Genomic DNA, 21,012 nt, shown 5'->3' on the forward strand with positions numbered 1-21,012 from the left:
GCCAGTGGGCGGGTGCTATGACCTCGCGGATTGTAGAGTCAATGACCCGGAGACCTTCGGTCGCGCTGCCGGCAGCCGGCGTTATGACCGTCATCCCTCTGGAGAACCTGAGGATTCACACCTACGAGGCCCCGGAGACGGCGGTCTATGTCAACTCGCACATCATCGAGACGGAGAAGAGGCTGGTCGTCGTCGATACCCAGCTCCTCCGTCCCCACGCGGAGGAGTTCCGCCGGTATGCCGAGAGCCTGGATAAACCGATCGACCGCGTCATCATCACGCACAGCCACCCGGACCACTGGTTCGGCTGCGAGTACTTCCGGGACGCCCCCATCCACGCCCTTGCCGAGGTCGCGGACGGGATCGTGGGGGGCGGGGAGGCGATGATCCAGGCCTACGCACCGATCTTCGGCGACGCGATCACGGGGACGGTGACGGCGCCGGAGCATATCATCCGGCCCGGGACCGAGACGATCGACGGTGTGACGTTCGCCTATGAGAAGGCCGAGGGTGCGGAGGCCGGCGTCAACCTCGTCATCGAGTTCCCGGAGAGCCGCGTCCTCCTCGCCCAGGACCTCGTCTACAACCGCGTCCACGTCTTCCTGCAGCAGAAGGAGATGGGGCCCTGGCTCGCTCACCTCGGCCGCTACATGGAGAAGGAGTACGACTACGTCCTCCCGGGGCACGGGCTCCCGTCGAACAAGCAGGCGCTTGCAGATATGGTGGGGTACCTTGAGGCCGCTGGGTCTGCCCTTGCGGCGAGCAGCGACGTCCCGACCCTGAAACAGCACCTGGTCGGGCAGTACCCGTTCTACCGGGGGGACTACATCCTGGATATCAGCGGGCGGTATCTCTACGGGGCGTGAGCAGAGTCTCTGAATGCTTGCCTGTGAGGAGTCTGCAAGGGAGGATGGTTATGCCGTCGCGCCAGGACCGGAGACGCTTCTCCGATATCGCACAAGCTGCCGGCCGTATGGCACAGGTCACCGCGGGGAGGACCTGCGAGGAGTATCGCACCGATCCTATGCTGAGATCCCGCGTGGACCGGGAACTCACGATCCTCGGTGAAGCCCTGAACGAGCTCTTCGGGGGGGAGAAGGCTCCCCGTGCGCCCGATTCGCGGGTACGCAGGCGCGGCCGGTGAGGCCCACCGCCCTGCCGGCCATGGGTGCGTCGGTTGGCTCGGCCACAAAGCCGCTGCGAGTTCTTCTCTGCTCCGGCATCAGGCTCCGGTTCCGGGCTTCTTCAGCACGTAGGCGATCGTCCCCTTCTCGAACCCCTCCCCGGCGTGGACGAACCCGTTCTTCGCGAGCACCCGGATGGACCCGACGAGCTCGGGGTAGGTCGTCGCCATGACCCGCCGGACGCCGGGGAGGGAGAAGGCGGCGGCGACGATCTGGCGGACCGCCTCGGTCGCGTAGCCGCGGCACTGGAACTCCTCGAGGACCGAGTAGCCGATGAAGACCGTATCGGGGAACGGCGATGAGGCAAGCCCCCCGGTCCCGACGAGGACCCGTTCGCTTTCGGCGGGGTCGTCCCGCACCCAGTACCAGGTGACGAAGCAGGGATCGGTCTTCTCCGCCGTCATCCGGATGAACTCCGCGATGATCGCGTCGTCGAGCAGCGGCGGCGGCCAGGACCCCGGGACGGCGGCGTCAAGGAGGCGGGCGAGGGTTTGGCGGTCTGCCTCCAGAATCTCGGTCGTTGCCGCTACCAGGTCGAGGCGTTCGGTGCGGATGCGGCGGGGCATCATCGTGGTTACTCCTGGCGGGATGACTCTTATCCGTTCCGGATTGCGTTTTTTGGCGCGATCATAATCGTGGCGGACGGTTCTGTACCGCCGCTGTACACATCTTATTTGAGATGCAGTGAAAAAGGATTGTAATCAATCGGGCTCTGCCCTGCCGACGCGTTTAAACGACCCTTTCACGGTTTTCTGCAGGCATCCCTTTCCCGGCTTCAGATGCCTTTTTGGGGTGATCGCATGATGCGAACCGGTGCAGGCTTATTGAGCAGGGAGTGACGGGCATTTCCCGCCCTCCCCGGCCGACAGACTCGTCCGGGAAGCTGGAACGATCACGGGTGCCCTGGAGTTTACAAAACTATAAAATATTTTGAGATCGTAAACTCGTGCAGTGGTGAGGTGATATGACCATCGGGGAGCGGATCAGATCCGCACGTATCGGCGCGGGTTTGAGCCAGCGGGACCTGGCCCGGGAGATGGGCCTGAGCGCCATGGCAATCTCGAAGTACGAGACCGGCGAGGTCGTCCCGAGATCCGGGATTATCATTCAATTGAGCGAGGTTCTTGGAGTGAACGTCGACTACTTCTTTCGCTCCATATGGGTGAACCTCTCACAACCGCAGTACCGGTGCCGGAAACCACTGAAAAAGAAAGAGGAGGGCCAGATCCATGCAAAGGTCCGGGAATGGTTAGAGAGATATCTCGAGATCGAACTGATCCTGGGCGAGGAGAAGGCCCTCACGCTCCCTTCCCCGGCGAACTGCCGCATAACAACCCTGGACGAGATCGAAGACGTGGCGCTGAGGGTTCGCGATGAGTGGGACCTGGGGCTGGACCCCATCGAGAGCGTCATGGACGTGCTGGAGCAGCACGGCGTTAAGGTCGGCGTCGTCGAAGCCACGGATAAGTTCGACGCCCTGACGTTCTACCACAACGATACCACACCGGTTATCGCCGTGAACAACGATATGCCCGGGGACCGCCAGCGGTTCAACCTCGCCCACGAACTCGGCCACCTCCTGCTCCGGATCGAGGGAGACGTCGATGAGGAGAAAGCAGCCCATCGGTTTGCCGCTGCGTTCCTCGTGCCGAAGGAGATGGCGTTCAAAGAACTTGGGGAGCGACGTCGGAGCATATCCCCGCAGGAGTTCTACGTTCTCAAGCATAAGTGGGGCATGAGCATGAGTGCCTGGCTCCACCGGGCTGCCGATCTCGGGATCATATCGGAGAACACGTCAGAACGTCTCTGGACTCTCTTCAATCAGCATGGGTGGGGGCAGAATGAGCCTGGAGCCCGGTTACCGCCGGAACGTCCAACGCATATGAAGCTGCTTGTGCTCCGCGCCCTGAGCGAGAAAAAAATAAGTCAATCGCGAGCCCAGGAATTACTTGGGGGAGAACAGCCCGTCGATCAGTGTATAGAGTCATTTTAGGCGGTAGGTGTGAAGAGTCTCCGGTGCTCGGTCGATGCAAACTGTATATTCGACCTGGATGCCGGCGGTATCCTCGATTGCCCCTCACGCCTTGGCTACACCTTCCTCATGGCGAACTTCATCGCCCATGAGATAAAGACAGTCTCCCAGGAGCGATTACGACGCTGCGGCCTGGAGATCGTCGACCTGGAACCCGGGCAGGTTTCGGAGATCTATGAACTCCTCCGGAGACATCGTGGTCTCTCCCACAGAGACCTTTCCGCATTCGTCCTGGCACGGGATTCTCGTTCCGTGCTGGTGACCGGTGACGGCCGCTTACGCACGATGGCCGAAGAGAACGGCGTGGAGTGTCACGGAACACTCTGGATCCTGGATGCCCTTGTGGACGGTGGTATTCTCAAGGGGGCGCGTGCCGCAGACGCCGTAAGGTCGATGCAGGCAAACGGCCGGTGGCTCCCGAAGGCCGAGTGCGATACGCGAATAAGAGTGTGGGGGCCATAGGGGTCTTCACCCGCATGTTCACGTGACCGGGGAGAAGGAACCGGACACCGACCGCCATCGCCAAGGACCCCCGGGCGCCGGTCATCTCTCCTCCCCGGGAGATCGGGCTGGTGGAGAGAGTTGTGTGCAAAACGACTGCCGTCCAGGCAGACGACGGAGACGAACGACACAGAATGGATATATACCCTTCTCCCCAATCGCTCATCAATGGGTTTTCTATTTCGCCGATCGATGCTTCAGGCAGGGATCCTAAGGGATCGGACGGCCCGGAAGACCGGAGTTGATCCGATGAAGTATCTTCACGTTATCCTCATCCTCCCGACGGCGCCCGGCCGCGCTCCGGGGTTCGGGGTGCTCGCGGCGATGTGCGGCATCGGGCTCCTCTTCCGTGGGGTGAGGCGGGAATGAAGCCCGGCCCGCTCATCGCCGCGAGCGCGATATTCTTCTTCCTCTGGGCGGTCATGCCGGTGACGCTCGCATCCCATGGCTCCATCGGTTCCGGGAGCGTCATATTCCTGCTCTCGCTCATCTCGTTCGCCGGGTCCGTCGAGTTCCTGCGGGCGATGCGGCAGGAGTCGCCCCGGTGGCGCCGGGGCATACCGTTCGTCGCCGTCTGCGCCGCTCTTGTCCTCTGGACGGGGATGATGGAGTGGACCGTAACCGTTCCCGATCTCGCGAACCGCGCCCTGCTCTTCCTGCTCCCCCCGGCCGCGGCGCTGCTCCTCTCCTCCTTCCCGGACGGCTGCCGGGACGGGGTGCGGATGCCGCTTATCGTCGTCGCGGTACTCGGCATCGTCTCGCTCTTCCTGGCCTTTAATGCGTTCCTGAAGGTCATCCCCTCGCCTGTGCCCGCACCGGGCATCACGGAGTTTGTCGGACCTCTCTATGCCCTCCTCCTCATGCCGCTCGTCGGGCTGCTCCTTATCCTGGCGGGGGTGGCCTGCCGATGAAGCCTGCGGCGCTCGCGCTCCTCCTCCTCGCCTGGACCGCCGGGTGCATCGGCACCGCCGCGGACCCGCCGCCGGCGGACGAGATCGCCGCCCGGTTCATCGCGGCAGAGGAGGAGGCGGAGGACTTCTCCGCCACCGTAAGGGTAGTGGCCGATTCGGAGAACGTCACCGCGAGGCTCCTCCAGAAAGCCCCCGGGAGTTACCGGCTCGAATACCTGAAACCCGCGGAGATCGCAGGGACCATCGTCGTCTCGAACGGCACGCGGAAGTGGCGTTACGACCCGGCGACCCGGACGGCGCTGACGGTCGCCGGACCGTATATGGCAGCCACCTTCTCCGAGCCGTCGTATCCCGGCTGGGCGGAGGAGGTCCGGGGGTATGGCGGGATGGTTGCGGAGTCGCTTGCGGAGCAGAACGCCTCGTACCGCGGCAGCGAGGTCATCGGCGGCCGCACCGCCCATATCCTGGAGGTTGCCGGGGAAGCGAAACTCTTTGAGGCCCCAACCCGGAACCGGAAGGGGGTATACCGCCTCAGGGCATGGATCAACGCCGGGACCTGGCTCCTCCTCGGCGTCGAGATGTACGGGGCGGAGGGGGACCTGATCCTCTCTGCCGGATACACCGATCCCTCGACCAACACCGGCCTCCCGGACGACATCTTCACCTTCGACCCGCCGGCAGGCGTCGAGGTCCGGCCGATGCCGACGACCGCGATCACGCCGCTCTTCCTATGGAGCATCGACGACGCCCGGCGTTACGGTGCGCAAGTGCCGTCCTCCCTCCCGGAGGGTTATGCCTTTAACGAAGGGGCGGTCCTCCCCGGCGCCTACACGGTGCTCCGGTTCACGGATGGCAGCGACGAACTCACGGTCACGGAACGGCTCTACGACCCGTACCGGGAGAGCGACGCGCTCCCCGGCACCCCGGAACCGGTGACCCTTGCCGGGGCCCGGGAGGCTGAATACGTCATTACTGGCGGGAAGGATCAGGTTCGCTGGCACGCCGGGGAATACCTATACCTGATCACGGGAGAGATGCTTGGGCGGGACGAACTCGTGCGGGTGGCGGAATCGGTGGCGGTGCGGGTATCCGCGCCGTAGGGGACGGTGCCGGCTCCCCGGCAGGCACGCATTTATTCCCGCGGGTCTCATCCGATAGTATGCTCAACCGCCCCGCCGCTGTGCTTCTCCTCCTCGCGGTCTGCACTGCGGGCTGCACGTCGGCCCCGGATACCACGGACGCCGTCAACCGGACCCTTGACTCCCTCACCCTCGATGAGAAGATCGGGCAGATGCTCCTCGTCGGGTTCCGCGGCTACACCGCTGATGACGACTCGCAGATCGCCCGCGACATCGCGGCCGGGCGCGTCGGCGGGGTGATCCTCTTCGATCGGGACGTGGCGCTCGGCAGTAACGAGCGTAACATCAACAACCCCGCCCAGGTCCGGGCCCTGACCGCCTCGCTCCGGGGCTACGCCGGGAAAGTCCCGATCTTCATCGCCGTCGACCAGGAGGGTGGGGCGGTCTGCCGGCTGAAGGAGGCCCGCGGGTTCCCGGCGACCGTCTCCGCCCGGTCGCTCGGCGACCTGAACAACGAGACCGCCACCCGCGAGGCCGGGCAGGCGCTCGCGGCGATGGTCGCTGAGAGCGGGTTCAACCTGAACTTCGCGCCGGTCGTCGACATTGACGTCAACCCCGACTCGCCGGCGATCGGCCGGCTCAACCGGAGTTTCTCTGCGAACGCCACCGTCGTCGCCGACAACGCACGCTGGGTCATCGAGGAGCACCACCGGCAGGGCGTGATGACGGCGATCAAGCACTATCCTGGCCACGGGAGCGCCCTGACCGATACGCATGAGGGGTTTGCCGACGTCACGGAGACCTGGAGCGAGGAGGAGCTCCAGCCCTACCGTGACCTCATCGGCCGCGACCTGCCCGACATGGTGATGACCGCCCACGTCTACAACGCCGGGATCGATCCCGACTGCCCGGCGACACTCTCAGAGGCGACGGTCACCGGCATCCTCCGCGAGCGGCTCGGCTACCAGGGCGTAGTTGTCACGGACGCGATGGATATGGGGGCTATCCACGACACCTATGATCTTCGGGAGTCGCTGAAACTCTCGATCAACGCCGGGTGTGATATCTTCCTCTTCGCAAACAACCTGGTCTACGATGAGTTGATCGCACAGAAGGCCGTCGGGATCGTGAAGGAACTCGTCGAGTCGGGAGAGATCTCCGAAGATCGTATCGACGAGTCCTGCGGCCGGATCCTCAGGCTGAAGATGGAGTACCTGGACGGGGGAGCAGTGATGCCCTGATACGGGCCGGGGGCGCTCGATCCGTTCTTCGCTGTACGGGCCCCGTTGCCGTGGCACTCCGCGACAAAGGCTGCTCGGTCACAGGAACTCCAACAAAAAACCATATCCGAACCGGTGCTGACGTATACCGCATCGGCTGTCGGCTGCGATCCCGGCGCCCGGACGAAGATCTATCATGACCCCACGACCCCGGTTCCCTGGCCTCCTGGCGTTGTTCACGCTCATCGGTATCGTCACTCTCGGCATCTCTTCTGCAGGCTGCACCGCCGCACCCGACCCCATCCGTGTTGGCGTCCTGCTGCCGGAGAACGGCTCGCTTGCCACGCACTCGCTCGACGGTCTCGGCTGGGCGGTGGATGCCCTGGAGCGGCAGGGCGGCCGGCCGGTCGAGCTCGTCTGCCGCGACACGAGCGCGGGGAACCTCACTGCGTACGCCGAGGACCTCGCCGGGCGCGATGATATCGACGTCATCATCGGCCCCGCGACGAGCGCGGACCTCATGGAGATCGCCCCCCTCGTCACCGGGCGGGGCAAACTCCTCATATCGCCGAGCGCCACCTCGGGCCTCGTCACGGCCGAATTCCAGGATAACGATCTCGTCTGGCGGACGTGCTCGGGCGACAGCGAGCAGTTGAAGGCGATCTTTGCCATCCTGCGCGAGAGCGGCGCAGAGAACGTTTCGCTCGTCGCCGCGAACAACACCTACGGCACGACGTTCGCCCGGCTCGCCCCGGCGGCGGCGACGGTGGCCGGGATCCGGCTCACCGGGACGGCCTTCATCGAGGGGCCGGACGATCTTGCCGGGATCGCCGCCCGGCTCACCGCGGAGGGGCCCGATGTGGTTGTCGCCACCGTCTACCCCGAGGAGGCCGCCCGTCTCGCGGACGGTCTCGCAGGCTCCCGCGCCGGCCTCTTCCTCGCCGACGCCGGCCGCTCGCCCTACCTGATCGAGAGCCTCGGCGACCGGGCGGAGGGGATATCGGGGACGTCGCTTGCCCCCGACCCCTCGACCGGCTACGCGATCGCCTACGAGGAGGTCTTCGGCGATGAGCCCCCGGCGTTTGCCGCACAGACCTACGACGCCCTCCTCCTCGCCGTCTACACCGCGGCCCGGCAGGAGGCGGCCCCGGACGAGCCGCTCGCAGCCTCCCTCCGGTGGGTCGTCTCCGGCAACGGCGTCCCGAAGGGCTGGGACCCCCAGGAGGCCGCCGAGGCCGCGGCGATGATCCGGGCGGGTGGTCACCCGACGGTCACCGGGGCCTCCGGCCCCCTCCAGTTTGGCGACCGTCCCTCGGCCGGACCGCTCGTCGGCTACTACACCCGCTGGACGATCGAGGGCGGGGCGTTCTCCGAGAGCACCCCGGTCCCGTCCGCGGAGATAACCCCGCGCCTCCCCGGCCTCGCCGCGTCCGGCGGGGCTGTGGAGCGGCCGGTCGTCTGGATGGTCTACCCGCTCGCAAAGGGCGACCGGTCGTTTGCCGACTCGGCCTACCGGGGCCTCTTCCGGGCAGAGGAGTCGTTTGACGTCACGAAGAGGGAGTTCACCTACGCCGACCTCGCGCTCCTCGACGCCGTCTTTGCCGCCCAAAACTTCACCGAGAAGCCCGCCCTCGTCATCACTGAGGGGTTCCAGTTCACCGAGACCACCCGGGCGTGGGCGGAAGGAAACCCCGACATCCGGTTCGTCACCCTCGAGCAGGCGGACTATGGCCTCCCGAACGCCTGCGACGCCGTGATGGTCCCGTATGGCGCGTCCTACCTCGCGGGTGTTATGGCGGCGAACATGACAGAGACGGGGAGGATCGGTGCGGTTGCCGGCGCCCCGGTCTCCGTCATCGAGCCCTTCGTCGAGGGGTTCAGCGCGGGGGCGGCAGCATACGACCCGGCGGTGAACGTGACGGTCCGCTACGTCGCCGGGGGTTTTGAGGGGTTCGGGATGCCGGAGCGTGCGGGTGACCTTGCCCGCGACCTCCACAGCGAGGGCGTCGACGTCATCCTGATGATCGCGGGCTCCGGCAACACCGGGATCGTGGACGCTGCCCGGGAGACCGGGGACGTTTACCTCATCGGGGAGGATACCGACCAGTCCTACCTCGCCCCGAACCTGGTGGTTGCGTCGGTGGTGAAGAACATCGACGCGATCGTCTACGACGCGGTGGAGGACGAGGTCACGGGCCGGTTCCGGGCCGGGCAGGAGGCCTGGACGCTCGTCGACGGTGGGACCGGGCTCTTTGTCTCCCCGCGGTTTGCCGGGTATGCGCCGGCCGACGGCTGGCATGACCGGGCGGTCGCCGCGGAAGGAGAGTACCTGGCCAGGATGTGGTGATTGATATCCTCGCACGGCGATACCTGTATGCTGCACTGCGTGTGCACGGGTGATCACGACGACCTGGCAGGACTTCGCCATAACCGGCATCACGGTACTCTTCGCGGTCATGCTCGTGCCGCAGCTCCGCGACGTGATGACCCGCGGCGCCGTGCTGAACGTCTTCTCGGCGCTCACGACGAGCATCCTCGGCTATCTGCTGGCTGCGGTCTTTGCCACCCTGGGCCTCTGGGTCTCGGTCTTCGGCCAGGGGCTCGTCGCGACCGCGTGGCTGCTGCTTGCCTGCTTCTCGCTTCGGAACGTCCGCGACCACTCGTTCCCGGGCGCGACGCTCCTCTCCGTCGCCCTGGAGTTCCTCGCGATCTGGGCGCGAGGGGTGGCCTATCTCGTCGCGGGGGGCGTGAAGGGGCTCTTCACGCGGATAGAGCGGGACTGACCATCGACGAGGACCCGTATCATGGGGATGGATACCCTCGGGCGCTCTTCCCCGCTCTCGTTTCTCCCTCCTCGTGAGGAAGGTTGCGCCCCAAAGAGCGAAAGGTGTCACCGTCGCGTTGACCCGCGTGGCCGCCGCTCCCCGGTGCAGCCGGACCACCCGTGGGGCCGGTAGAAGACGATCCGGGCAGATCTCTGAGCAAAATTATTCTTTTGGAGAAGAGAACGTTATCTGAGAGTGACAGTATGGGGCCTGCGGCGGTAGGTAAGAGATCCGGCAGTGTTGAGGAGAGAGAGCCGGATGTGGCAGATGGTGTGCTGCTGACGAAAGACTGGATTGCTTTAATGATAAGCTGTATCGCGTCTACGTACTATGCGGTCATCCAGGACTTTTTTGAGGTTAACACCATCGTCGTTGTTGTATGGTCAATCCTGAACCTGGCATTGGTATACAGGGTCGTTGCCTCGATATACCGTTCAAAGAAGTAGTCACCCTGGACCCTTTTTTTGTCTGTGACGGTCGGCGTGAAGATGAATTGAGACCTCTCTCCATACGTCCTCGATAGCAACCAGCCAACGGTCTGGCCCTTCTGCAACACCGGTTCATCTGGCGGTGGGTTGGGGGCGGACCGCCCCCGTGCAGCCTCAACAAACTCTCTTCTCCAGGATCACTGCACCTCGTGCCTGGGGTCCGCCACATCCCCGGCGTATCGGCGGAGGATATGGAGATCGAGGAGGCTTTTTGCCTCTCGGGCGAGAAGGGTCGCCGGCTCCGCGTCCATCGTGCCGAAGGATTCGGCGACGAGCGGGCGGCTCTTCGTGATTACCTGCGGGGCGATGCACTGATGCGGCGGTTCTTCGAGGTCTTCCTCTTCGAGGACGTCTCTGCCGCCGACCGCCGCACCGACGACCTGTACCTCGACGAGGTTCGGCGCTGCGATATCTATGTCGGATTGTTCGGGAGCGACTACGGCTCCGAGAACGCCGAAGGTCTCTCGCCGACCGAACGGGAGTTCGACCTCGCCACCGTTGAAGGGAAGTACCGGCTCATCTACGTCAGGGGTACGGACGACGCCGCCCGCCACCCGAAGATGCGTGTGCTCGTTGGCAAAGCGCAGGCGGGCCTGATCCGGAAGCGGTTCAACACCCCCTCGGAACTCGTTGCCGGGCTGTATGCGGCGCTCGTCGAGTACCTGGAGGAGAGGCATCTCATCCGCTCCGGCCCCTTCGACGCGGCGCCGTGTACGAAGGCGACGCCCGGTGACCTGGACCCCGAACGGATGGCGTGGTTCATCCGGACGGCCCGAGCGACCCGCCGGTTCCCCCTCGCCCCCGATGCCTCTCCCGCTGAACTGCTGGAGCACCTGAACCTGCTCGACGACGGACACCTGATAAACGCCGCGGTCCTCCTCTTCGGGAAGCAGCCGCAACGGTTCCTGATCTCCTCCGAGATCAAGTGTGCCCACTTCCACGGCACCGAGGTGGCCAAACCGATCCCGTCCTACCAGGTCTACAAGGGCACGGTCTTCGACCTCGTGGACGCGGCGGTGGACTTCGTCCTCGGCAAGATCGCCCTCTCGGTCGGGACTCGCGAGGCCGGCCCGCAGGCCCCGGTGCGCTATGAGATCCCCAAAGAGGTGGTGGCGGAGGCGATCGTCAACGCCGTCGCCCACCGTGACTACACGAGCAACGGCAGCGTGCAGGTGATGCTCTTCTCTGATCGCCTGGAGGTCTGGAACCCGGGCACGCTCCCGCCGTCCCTGACGCTCGAAAAACTCCGGCAGGCCCACGGATCGGTGCCGGCGAACCCGCTCCTCGCCGAACCGATGTATCTCACCGGCTACATCGAGCGGATGGGCACGGGGACGCGGGACATGATCCGGCACTGCACCGAGGCCGGGCTGCCGGAGCCGGAGTTTGCTGTCAGTGATGGATTCCAGACGATCATCCGCCGGGTCCGGGGTAGAGGTACCGGTGAACCTAGGGAAGAAACTAGGGAAGAACCTAGGGAAAAAACTAGGGATAAGATCTTGGCCCTGATCGCAGCCAACCCATCTATCAGCACGAATGAGCTCGCAGAGCAGATCGGTATCACTCCCAAAGGGATTGAGTGGCAGATCCAGCAGTTGAAGCGGGCAGGTCAGCTCAAACGGGTAGGTCCAAAGAAGGGTGGCCGCTGGGAGATCACCGAAGGCGGAGATGAGTAGTGTCGGGGAGTGTGCGGCGGCGCACCGTGCGATAACCCTGGAGTGAAGGGAGCCGCGTTCGTCGTCCTGGGTGAGGGCGACGAGCCGCACGCTCCCGGGCGGGATCGACTTCGGCGGCCCTGGTAGGCGATAGGTCGCTCCGGGGGAGCGCAAGAGGTGACTGAGCGTTCTCCTCGTCTATCGGGCAGGTTGTCCTGCGTATCTGTTCTGGACCTGGTGCGGGCATCCTTCAATACACCCTCTTCTCCGGGACCGCCCCCCGCACCCCGCCGCGGGGGTCGTCCACGTCGCCGGCATACCTGGGGATGACGTGGACGTGGAGGTGCATCACCGTCTGGCCGGCGGCGGGGCCCCGGCGTTCACGCCGACGTTGTAACTGTCAGAGTGATATTGTTCGTCGAGGAGGGTCTTCGCCTCCCGGACGAGGAGGGCGATCTCCTCCGCGTCGAAGGGACTGGCGGCCGTTGCCCGGCGAGCGTATCGGGTGGTCTCGATTGAGCGAGCGACGTTTCCACGATGGATGCGAGCAGCAACTCACGTGCCAGCCCTCCCTGCCGATCTCGCGAAGAACGACGATCCTGCTTGCGGCTATGCCGGGGACAGGCTATCACGCCTCCTCATATCACTCTGGGCGAACGTGAGTTGTCCAGCAGGCAATCGTAGCAGAATTGGGTCGCGTTCAGGATTGCCTCGTCACGATCTTCGAAATCGTGCCATCGCCACACTCTTTCGGTGGAGGGCCGTATGCCGCGTCGCATGCCGCCGATGTTCCTCGCATCGTAGCCTGCCTCGCAGAGGATGAGGGTGTAACGGCTCACCTGCGGGGAGGCGACGTTCAAGCCATAGAGGATCCCGATCTCCAGGGTGGCCGAATCGTTGACACCGTATTCTCCCTCCTCTTCCCTGAAAAAGTGGACGATATACACCCGGCTCTCCTCGATCAGGGCTCTGGCCAGCCGGAAGTCATAGGCGCGATCGTTCTCTCCCCGTTTCCTCGGGTGCGACGCCGCAAGGTCGTAAGATACCCGGGCGTTGAACCCCTCATGCTCACGGAGGTGCCGTTTCAACGCTTCAAGATGCGATCTCCTGAACGAACCGAACAGGCCGATGGTGAGTTCGTCTTTGAGCCTCTCTGAATAATCGAGGTTCCTGTTGAGCCCGGAGAGGAGATCCATTGGGTGAATGTCGGTTTGCGTATGGATAAATGGTTGAAGTATCAAATTTGGAACTTGCCTGCGCAAAATTATATATTGGGGTAACAAATATAGAATCATGTCCGATCCGGGTGTGAATCATGAACGAGGCAATCCTTGAGCGGCAGTTATCTGAAGTCCCTTCGGTGATCATCAATGCCACGGCCCCCCTGGGGAACAGGAAGGCATGGGCGATCTACATCGCGCTCCTGCAGAGGGATGAGGGGCTCCGGTTCAACCAGATCCGGGATCTCTTCGAGGCAGAGCCCCCTGAGATATCGAGGGCCTTAAAGGCGCTTTCAAACGCAGGGCTCATCGCCAGGCAGGTCCGCAGCCTCGACGACGTCGGCAATACCGAAGCATCGTTCTACGTGCCGACCACACTCGGGAAAGCCCTGATCGCGGCCCTCTACCGGGGGCTCCTGCCGTCGCGTGAGGACGAGGTGCACGGGGATGTGGCCGGGCCCGCACGGACGCACTGCCAGGATAGCCCGTTTTCCACGGGCAGGATCACCGCTTCGGCGCCGGGGGAGGCAGAGGTGCATGTCCGCTGAGAAACGGCCGGCGGTCGAGGTGTCACGGGACCCGGCATGCAGCGTGACCCCGGTGAACGGGGTCTACGGGACCTTAACCCCTGTTCTCGGGCAGGTGGCGTTCTACTACGATCTGCCCGAGATCCGCGCCGGCGAGGATGGCGAGATGGTCGTCGAGTCCATACAGCGCAGAATTGTCTTTGACGCACGGATGTCACCGGAGACCTTCCGCTCCATCGCCTGCTGGATGGTGGAACTCGTGGAGGACTACGACCGGCAGGTGCGGGAAGGCAGGAGTCCGCGAACATCTTCCCCGGCTGAATAAGAGGCGGATGCCGTCGGCTGCTCTCCAACCCGCTTCCCCGGAGTCCCTGTACGCCGGATACCGCTCCCACACCTGCGCCAATGCCCGGTCGATCGCGAATCCCCCGTTGTCTCCCGCGCCGATACCGCCACCCCTGCGCCGCGGACCGCGGTCCCGGCGGCCGGCCGGGTTCGATCGTTGTGGGTCACCCATGTCCCACAAACACTTTTGTGGGTCATATATTGCGTTTTGTGACCCACAAATTCCGTTGTGGATCGTAGATGACCCACAACCGCTTCCTGGAATCGGATTTGTGCCTATCGGATCGGGATTTTGATACACGCAAATCTGTTTGCCGGTACCAGAATACTCACAACCGGTCCCCCTCGGTGATGGCGATCAGGCGCGAGAAGACGTAGGTCGTGGCACGCCGTCCCCCGCCCATCGTAAGGGCGGTGATAATATCCTGCTCCCGGAGTTGCTGGAGAAGCCGGTTTGCCGTCTGGAGGGCCGCCGACCACGACGACTGAAGGCGCTTCTCCTCACCATCTTTGCTGCTCTCGCTCCCCCTTGAATCCAGGTAGGGCAGCCTCTCGATCGGACCCTGCTGAACACTCTATCTGCCTCTGATGTGGTGAAATCCCTCGTGGTATCCCCGCTCAGCTCCTCAATACACCCTCTTCTCCGGGACCGCTCCCCGCACCCCGCCCCGCGGGTCGTCCACGTCGCCGGCATACCGGGGGATGAGGTGGACGTGGAGGTGCATCACCGTCTGGCCGGCGGCGGGGCCGACGTTCACGCCGATGTTGTAGCCGTCGGGGCGATATTGTTCGTCGAGGCGGGCTTTCGCCTCCCGGACGAGGGCGAGGAGGGCGGCGAGCTCCGCGTCGGTCGCGTCGAAGAGGGTTGGGGTGTGCCGGAAGGGGATGAGGAGGAGGTGGCCGGGGCTCGCGGGGTATCGATCGTAGCGGGCGTAGCAGAGGCTGTTCTGGAGGACGATCTCCTCCTCCGGCGGGTTGCAGAACGGGCAGGTCAGGGGGTCCATGCTTCGTACCCCCGGACGTGGATGAGGTAGGCGCATTTTTCGGCGAGGTGCTCGAAGGCCCGGTCCCCACTCTCTGGGTGCTCAAGCTCCGTTCGCACCTACGGTGCTCCTGCCCCAGCCCTTCGACCCGTCGCATTCCACTGGAAGGTCGCATCCTGCGGACAAGTTGTTCCTGCCGGAGCATCGCATCCTCCTCGCGAGGTTAAAAAGAGATGATCGGAATCACGCATGTATCACGCATCATCACGCATATATCACGCATCATCACTTCTGAGCATGTCAACTCCTCTCTCGGAAGAGAGAATATAGTGGGTGTCGCGCCGCGATCGGCCTCGCCGTTCAATGATGCGCTTTTTGACGAGGTCAGTTAAATCGTTCACCGCGGTCCTCGCGGCAACGGTGTTGAGCTCCTGATGCTGGCTGTTGGTGATGGTGCCATGAACACGCAGGAAGGAGATCGCAGCAATCTGCCGCTTGTTCAACCCGAGCTCCTGCAGATACTCTTCTGTGAAGGGATCTTTGCGCATGGTGAGTGTGAATCCAAGCGGCGTGCTGGTGATCGCCGGCAATGGCAGGCTTGCTGCATTGAGCACAGTGATCATCCGCTCGATCCCTGAACCGTATCGTTCGACGAGTCCGGCCCGGTAGAAGACCTCGGCAATCTTCGGGTTGCGGTGGTAAGAGTAGTGCTCTTTCAGGATCGTCTCGATGGTGATGCCTTCGGGGAGGCGGCCGGGGTTATGGAAGCGAATATGGTCGTCGAAGATCCTGACCTGAGTCTGGACTGTGTTGTTGAAGTAGTCACGGTGGATGAGAGCGTTCAGCAGGGCCTCGCGGATGGCCGGGAGCGGGTAGTCCCAGACTTCCTTCCTCTGAAAGGACTCCTGCATCGCTTCCTCGGATATATCATACCTTACGCCGATGTAACTCTTGATGATCCGCTCGGCCTCATCGAACTGAGAGAAGAGGTTCCCCCTGATCTCGTGATCGCCGATGATGATGTCGGCCCGCCTGAACCTGCCGATCCTGATGATGCTATTGGGGAAGTCCTTCTGCGGGTTTCTGCCGAAGAGGACGAGGGCTCCGTTCCTTATCTGCCCGTCCCTGACAAGATCAAGACGACGGAGGACGGTATCGATCGGTTCGTCGGGAGCGACGGCGGTCAGGCGACCTGCCGCCTTTGCAAGGGCAAGAAAACGCCGGACAGTCTCCTCGTCGATCTGGTCGGATGTGTATGGCCCGGTGATACTGTCCCATTCGATGCTTTGTTGAAAATATTCTCGGAGTTCATCGGGCAACATTTCGCGTGTGGTGTCACCAACACGGGTGTAATACCGTCCGTCGTACGCGACCGGGGCGCGGCCCTGCTCTACGGCAATGGTGAGAATATGTTTCCCATCGATCTCGTGAATGTCGATGACCGGGTGGATGCCGAGCCTGGTGGTTATGCTGTCTGCAAGGACTTTGACCGCGTTATTCCTGAGATCAATGCCAGTGACGGCGTGATCCCTGTCCCTGACACCAAGAATGACCGTACCGCCGGCGGTGTTGGCGAACGCGGAGAGGAGTTTGTAGAGATTGCTGCTCACTTCCTCCTTAAAGTCGATACGCTGCCCTTCAAAGCGGGTAAGAAGGGTAGGAAGGTCATCCATGAGACGCGCCCCCACAACATCCCGAATCCGGGGATCGTATCTGCCCGCCGTCTTGAACTGGCAAAGGAAAATCAGTATCCTTGAAGGGGATAGCTGCTCCGATCCCTTCAATTTTGATCATGGTGTACATCCTGGTTCGAGTGGGTGCCCTTACCTGTGTAAGCGAAAGGCAATAATCACCCTGATATTGAAAGCCGGGCATGTTAGGGTTTTCGATACGACTCTGGATGACTTTTTGGGACATACATGCGAGGCAACGTGATCCGCGCTGCGACTATCAAATTCTCCAACTCAAATGGGTGCAGGTTGCGGAGCCATCCGCTTATACTATTCCTTCTATCACCCCACCCCGGAATTCCTGTATGCCGGATACCCCTCCACTTCCGCACCGGTACAGGGCCGGTCGCGAACCCGGCGCCCGCTTCCGGATCTCCTCGTTTCGAGGGCCATCCCGGCCGGGACTCTCTGCTCCTGTCTCTCACTCCCGGAGAGGGGCCGCAGCCAGAGTCCTTCTGCTCCTGGAGGACGAGTTGAAGTCCAGAATGGAACTCTCCCCGGGGCTCGGGCAGACCGCCCTCAGTACTTCCTCTTCTCCGGGATCGCCCCCCTGACCCCGCCCCGGGGGTCTGCCACGTCGCCGGCATACCGGGGGATGAGGTGGACGTGGAGGTGCATCACCGTCTGGCCGGCGGCTTTTCCGACGTTGACGCCGACGTTGTAGCCGTCAGGGTGGAGCCGGCCGTCGAGGAGGGTTTTCGCCTCCCGGATGAGGGCGAGGAGGGCGGCGAGCTCCGCGTCGGTCGCGTCGAAGAGGGTGGGGACGTGGCGGAAGGGGATGAGGAGGAGGTGGCCGGGGCTGACCGGGTATTTATCGTAGCGGGCGTAGCAGAGGTCGTTTGCGAGCACGATCTCTTCTTCTGCAGGGTTGCAGAACGGACAGCCTATATCACCCATGCTTCGTACCCCCGGACGTGGATGAGGTAGGCGCATTTTTCGGCGAGGTGCGTAAACGCCCGGTCCTGCCAGTCGCTCCCCGGTGTTTCGAGGCCGAGGAGGGAGACCGTGATCTCCTGCTCGAAGGGGCGGGGGGCGTGGTCGTGGAGGAGGTCCCAGTAGCCGATGATGCAGTCCCGGCGGTCTTCGAGGAGCGAAGGGTCGGGGATGCGGTCGCGTTTTCTAGTGTTGATGAAGTCAAGAGCGGGGAGGAGGTTCCAGAGGTCGTTGTTCTTCCAGACCGCGAACGGGAGGACGTGGTCGATGTGCATCGCCTCCGGCGAGCGGATGGCCTTCCCCGACCAGACACAGGCGAGCGTCCCCTCCTCCGCAAAGATTGAGCGGTAGATGTTCCGGGCGTCCGCGACCGCCCGCTCGGTCGTCGGGGTCTTCGTGAGGAGGGAGAGCATGCACTCCTCGGTGACGGTCCCGGTCCTGTCCGCGGCCGCGGTAAACTCGGCCCACTTCTTCAGGAGGCACTCCTCCCCGGAGATGAACCCCCCGAAGTGCTCAAAGATCGTGCAGAGGTCGCGGGAGAGGGAGAACCGGCCGGAGTTCTCGATCAGGGAGGCCCGGTCGACCGGGCTGTCGCCGGAGAGCCGGTAGAGCGGCCGGTCGTAGTCGAAGACCGAGTAGTGCTCTTTTGACTGCGAGTAGCCGAGGTGCTTCATCGGCATCTCGGTGATGGTCTTCCGGACTGCTTTCACGAGCGTCCGGAACGCGGGTTGGATCTCATCCGGCATGGTGCCGTGGGCATAGTCGTTGTAAAAGACCGAGATCCCGCCCCGGTCCCGGTAGTAGTCGATGATCGGCATGAAGTGCTTGCGGAACGAGACGACCCTGCCGGTCTCCTGGTCCGGCGTCTCCCCGTTTTTCTGCGGGATGAACGCCGGGGCTGCAAAGATGGGATAGTAGTAGAGCAGCCACTTCTCGACGAGCAGGCCGAGGGGGAACGAGACCGCATCGCCGTCCTCCTCCCGCAGGTGCGAGGACTGCTGGCAGATCTCGATGACGCCCCGGAGGAGGGCGTACTTGTAGGTCGCGTCGGCGCTGTCGCGCTCGATGATGGTGTTGATCCGGCGGTACTGGGCGAGGTCCATTGTTATTGCAGGAGAGATCGGGGGGCGGGGAGATATGGGTGTTGGTTTTAGTACGATCTGACCTTCACCCGCCCCTCCGTACCGTGAACGGCCTTGTCCCCTTCAAAAAATCAGCCGTCCGCGCAAGGGCGTTCTTCGCTCCCCGCTCCTGGCAGTGCATCAGGTAGAAGAGGTTTAAAAAGAAGATCGCGCTGTCGGCGAAGAGCACGTCCTTCTTCGGGCCGACGACCATCCGGGCGCCGGTCTGCTGCATGAACCGGCGGGTAAACGCAACCTTTCCGAGCGAGCAGGCTGATAGCCCCACGAGTTCCGCGCTCTCAAAGCAGCCCTCCGGGAATTCTTCGGGGTAGACCCGCGCCCGGGGGAGCTGGAGGTACACCTCGTCCTCCTGTACCTCCCCGTGCGATGAGATGTAGACGTGCTCGTAGCAGGGGTCGTCCGAGAGCAGGTCCAGGAGATCGGACTTCCGGGAGATCTCGTGGTAGTCGACCGGGTGGTCGATCATCCTGAGGAACTCGTTGAGGACGTAGCCGTCGCGGTAGCCGCTGTTGTAGTCGGCCTTCTTCGTGCAGCATTCGAGGATCAGCATCGCCATCGTCCGTCACTTCCCCGCCACGTCGAGCACCTCCCGCATCCTGTCACGGATGAGGAGGTGCAGGTCGAGAACCGTCTTCCAGACGTACCAGACCGGGGCGTATCCGGCGCGGAGCACCCCCGGGTCCTGCCGCAGCCGCTCGACCAGCGTCGGGAAGTCCGGGCAGACCCCGAAGGTCCGGTAGAGGCCGGCGACGGCCCCGTACACCTCGTTCACCGTGGCGGGCGGGACGGCGAGGCGGAGGGCGTGCTCGACCTCTTCGAGGAAGGGGAAGACGGTGTGGATCGCCGGGTCCTGTGGCGGCTCCTCCATATCTTCGTCGCGGAGCATCGCGAAGATCCTGTTGCGACGCGAGAGGCGCCGGCCGGGCCCTGGAAACCCGCGCGGCTCGGGGAGGGGGCGCCGGCGGCTGGGGAACGCCTGCTCCGTGTACCATTCAGCCGCGTAGATGGCCTGGGCATGGCGCTCCGGGGGGAGGGACAGGCCCCGGACAGCCTCTTCCGCGGCCTCGAAGACCTCCTCCGACGCAACCCGCCTCTTCTGCCGGTCGAGGGCGGCGCAGACCTCCGGGTAGAGCGCCCGGACCGCCTCTTTCTCCGCCCTGCCGCCGTCGACGACGAACCCGTCCCCTTCCATCTCAAACCAGAGGGTTGTGAAGGACGTCTCCCGCTCGTCCCCTTCGGTCATCTCGTCCCCCTCAAAGTAGGGCAATCGATTCCCGAAGCGCCGCCTCACCGGCCCCACCCCCGCCGCTCCGGTCCGGCACGATCCTCTGCCCCCGGCCGGGTGCGGGGGTCCCTGCCCGGGTGCATGGCGACGGTAAAGCCGGTCTCTCCCTGCCGGAGTTCGAGCCACCCAGGCCGGAGGGGACGGAATTGGGCCTTAAGGTGCAGGAAGGATCCTTTCTGCCAGCAGCGGTACCCGCTGCGCTCGAAGAGAAGGCAGCAGCCGCGATCCCGTGTGATTGGAGTGACCTTCACAGACGGCATATCTCCCCCAAACCCGATGAGGAAGAGGCTATACGTGGGCTGACCGGGAGGGGGTTCCAGGACCGCGCCGTCGACGCTCCGCTTCCGTTCCTCCTCACTGGAGCCCGGGGTCCTTCGGACCTCAGCGCTCTCGAACGCCACAGCACGCTCGCGGAGGCCGGGATACGCTGCGAGTGTCTCCTCGAGATCGGTGTATACCGTCACGTCCGGGTAGATATCGACCCCCGGTTCGCCCCGCCGCCAGAAAACGACGGTGTGCAGATCCCCTCCTTCTGGCCGGAGACGAGTGTAGACCCGCTCGTTCAGGGAGAACTGGATCGCATCCGCCGGTTCGTCGACCAGGAAGGGAATGATGTCCGCCCGGGTGCCGCCGTAGCAGGGAAGCCGGAGAACGTAGCCGAGGGGGCCGATGAACCGGGGTTCTCCGCCGCTCATTCTGCTCCGCCTCCCGCGGCCGGCGCGACGTCCTGGTGGTACTTCACCAGGGAGACTTCGAGATCGGGGTGCTCCCGGACAAGAGCATCGAGTGTCGCGTAGTCAGCGCAGAGGCTCCTTGAGCCCCCGCCGTTCCCGGTCCAGGTGAGCAGAGTAAAGGCGCTCCGGCTCTCTTCGGCCAGGGTCGGGAAGCGGCGCCTGACCAGTAAGTACTGGCCGGCACCCTTCAGCAGGAGAGCGGACACCCGGGGGTCTCT

24 protein-coding genes are annotated in these 21,012 nt (G+C 63.8%); 13 read left to right on the forward strand and 11 right to left on the reverse strand.

Features of this window, described 5'->3' with window-relative positions:
- Positions 1-17: 17 nt before the first annotated feature.
- Together QZ650_RS04940 and QZ650_RS04945 are read left to right on the forward strand one after the other, a co-directional pair.
- Positions 18-866, forward strand: coding sequence for an MBL fold metallo-hydrolase (locus QZ650_RS04940; RefSeq protein WP_292519606.1), 849 nt, complete (start codon positions 18-20; stop codon positions 864-866).
- A 50-nt stretch (positions 867-916) separates the two neighbouring features.
- Positions 917-1,144: a hypothetical protein gene (locus QZ650_RS04945; RefSeq protein WP_292519604.1), complete on the forward strand. Its 228-nt coding sequence runs from the start codon at positions 917-919 to the stop codon at positions 1,142-1,144.
- Positions 1,145-1,222: 78 nt separating this feature from the next.
- On the opposite strand, the gene QZ650_RS04950 is transcribed toward QZ650_RS04945, so the two are convergent.
- Entirely contained in the window at positions 1,223-1,753 is a 531-nt protein-coding gene (locus QZ650_RS04950) for a GNAT family protein (RefSeq protein ID WP_292519602.1), read from the reverse strand.
- Between the two features lie 395 nt (positions 1,754-2,148).
- Between QZ650_RS04950 and QZ650_RS04955 the strand changes: the two genes are divergently transcribed.
- The 9 genes from QZ650_RS04955 (at position 2,149) to QZ650_RS04995 (ending at position 11,916) form a co-directional block, all read left to right on the forward strand.
- On the forward strand, positions 2,149-3,177 hold the full coding sequence (locus QZ650_RS04955) for an XRE family transcriptional regulator (protein WP_292519600.1): 1,029 nt from the start codon (positions 2,149-2,151) through the stop codon (positions 3,175-3,177).
- Between the two features lie 9 nt (positions 3,178-3,186).
- Positions 3,187-3,678, forward strand: coding sequence for a PIN domain-containing protein (locus QZ650_RS04960; RefSeq protein WP_292519598.1), 492 nt, complete (start codon positions 3,187-3,189; stop codon positions 3,676-3,678).
- Between the two features lie 404 nt (positions 3,679-4,082).
- On the forward strand, positions 4,083-4,628 hold the full coding sequence (locus QZ650_RS04965) for a hypothetical protein (protein WP_292519596.1): 546 nt from the start codon (positions 4,083-4,085) through the stop codon (positions 4,626-4,628).
- Positions 4,625-5,728, forward strand: a complete 1,104-nt coding sequence (locus QZ650_RS04970; RefSeq protein ID WP_292519594.1) for an outer membrane lipoprotein-sorting protein — start codon at positions 4,625-4,627, stop codon at positions 5,726-5,728. The genes QZ650_RS04965 and QZ650_RS04970 overlap by 4 nt, the downstream gene beginning before the upstream one ends.
- Positions 5,729-5,787: 59 nt before the next feature.
- The gene (locus QZ650_RS04975) at positions 5,788-6,948 is read left to right on the forward strand and encodes a glycoside hydrolase family 3 N-terminal domain-containing protein (RefSeq protein WP_292519591.1); all 1,161 of its coding nucleotides are present in this window, start codon (positions 5,788-5,790) and stop codon (positions 6,946-6,948) included.
- 175 nt (positions 6,949-7,123) lie between these two features.
- A complete protein-coding gene (locus QZ650_RS04980) occupies positions 7,124-9,274 on the forward strand; it encodes a BMP family ABC transporter substrate-binding protein (RefSeq protein ID WP_292519589.1) in 2,151 nt (716 codons plus the stop codon).
- Positions 9,275-9,323: 49 nt separating this feature from the next.
- A complete protein-coding gene (locus QZ650_RS04985) occupies positions 9,324-9,710 on the forward strand; it encodes a hypothetical protein (protein ID WP_292519587.1) in 387 nt (128 codons plus the stop codon).
- Between the two features lie 161 nt (positions 9,711-9,871).
- Complete coding sequence (locus QZ650_RS04990) at positions 9,872-10,198, forward strand: hypothetical protein (protein ID WP_292519584.1); 327 nt, start codon at positions 9,872-9,874, stop codon at positions 10,196-10,198.
- 191 nt (positions 10,199-10,389) lie between these two features.
- On the forward strand, positions 10,390-11,916 hold the full coding sequence (locus QZ650_RS04995; protein WP_292522470.1) for an ATP-binding protein: 1,527 nt from the start codon (positions 10,390-10,392) through the stop codon (positions 11,914-11,916).
- Between the two features lie 229 nt (positions 11,917-12,145).
- Here the strand turns inward: QZ650_RS04995 and QZ650_RS11865 are convergent, their stop codons facing one another.
- Positions 12,146-12,244 carry a hypothetical protein gene (locus QZ650_RS11865; RefSeq protein ID WP_366830226.1) on the reverse strand — a complete coding sequence of 33 codons (99 nt, stop codon included), beginning with the start codon at positions 12,242-12,244 and terminating at the stop codon, positions 12,146-12,148.
- Positions 12,245-12,533: 289 nt separating this feature from the next.
- Positions 12,534-13,091: a hypothetical protein gene (locus QZ650_RS05005; protein WP_292519577.1), complete on the reverse strand. Its 558-nt coding sequence runs from the start codon at positions 13,089-13,091 to the stop codon at positions 12,534-12,536.
- Between the two features lie 119 nt (positions 13,092-13,210).
- On the opposite strand from QZ650_RS05005, the gene QZ650_RS05010 reads away from it, so the two are divergent.
- Both QZ650_RS05010 and QZ650_RS05015 read left to right on the forward strand, forming a co-directional pair.
- Complete coding sequence (locus QZ650_RS05010) at positions 13,211-13,663, forward strand: MarR family winged helix-turn-helix transcriptional regulator (protein WP_292519575.1); 453 nt, start codon at positions 13,211-13,213, stop codon at positions 13,661-13,663.
- Entirely contained in the window at positions 13,653-13,967 is a 315-nt protein-coding gene (locus QZ650_RS05015; RefSeq protein WP_292519573.1) for a hypothetical protein, read from the forward strand. The genes QZ650_RS05010 and QZ650_RS05015 overlap by 11 nt, the downstream gene beginning before the upstream one ends.
- 646 nt (positions 13,968-14,613) lie before the next feature.
- Here the strand turns inward: QZ650_RS05015 and QZ650_RS05020 are convergent.
- The 8 genes from QZ650_RS05020 to QZ650_RS05055 form a co-directional block, all read right to left on the reverse strand.
- Positions 14,614-14,991, reverse strand: a complete 378-nt coding sequence (locus QZ650_RS05020; RefSeq protein WP_292519571.1) for an HIT family protein — start codon at positions 14,989-14,991, stop codon at positions 14,614-14,616.
- Positions 14,992-15,245: 254 nt separating this feature from the next.
- Positions 15,246-16,643, reverse strand: a complete 1,398-nt coding sequence (locus QZ650_RS05025; protein WP_292519569.1) for an ATP-binding protein — start codon at positions 16,641-16,643, stop codon at positions 15,246-15,248.
- A 576-nt stretch (positions 16,644-17,219) separates the two neighbouring features.
- The gene (locus tag QZ650_RS05030; protein ID WP_292519567.1) at positions 17,220-17,597 is read right to left on the reverse strand and encodes an HIT family protein; all 378 of its coding nucleotides are present in this window, start codon (positions 17,595-17,597) and stop codon (positions 17,220-17,222) included.
- Positions 17,585-18,736 (reverse strand): HNH endonuclease domain-containing protein, encoded by a 1,152-nt coding sequence (locus QZ650_RS05035; protein WP_292519564.1) that lies wholly within the window; start codon positions 18,734-18,736, stop codon positions 17,585-17,587. The genes QZ650_RS05030 and QZ650_RS05035 overlap by 13 nt, the downstream gene beginning before the upstream one ends.
- Before the next feature lie 64 nt (positions 18,737-18,800).
- Positions 18,801-19,331, reverse strand: a complete 531-nt coding sequence (locus tag QZ650_RS05040) for a CHAT domain-containing protein (protein ID WP_292519562.1) — start codon at positions 19,329-19,331, stop codon at positions 18,801-18,803.
- 6 nt (positions 19,332-19,337) lie between these two features.
- Positions 19,338-20,042 carry a hypothetical protein gene (locus QZ650_RS05045; protein WP_292519560.1) on the reverse strand — a complete coding sequence of 235 codons (705 nt, stop codon included), beginning with the start codon at positions 20,040-20,042 and terminating at the stop codon, positions 19,338-19,340.
- 20 nt (positions 20,043-20,062) lie between these two features.
- Positions 20,063-20,755 (reverse strand): hypothetical protein, encoded by a 693-nt coding sequence (locus tag QZ650_RS05050; protein WP_292519558.1) that lies wholly within the window; start codon positions 20,753-20,755, stop codon positions 20,063-20,065.
- A partial coding sequence (locus QZ650_RS05055) for a hypothetical protein (RefSeq protein WP_292522471.1) occupies positions 20,752-21,012 on the reverse strand: 261 nt, incomplete at its 5' end. The genes QZ650_RS05055 and QZ650_RS05050, both read right to left, overlap by 4 nt.

The sequence above is a fragment of the Methanoculleus sp. genome, assembly GCF_020696975.1.
Taxonomy (GTDB): domain Archaea; phylum Halobacteriota; class Methanomicrobia; order Methanomicrobiales; family Methanoculleaceae; genus Methanoculleus.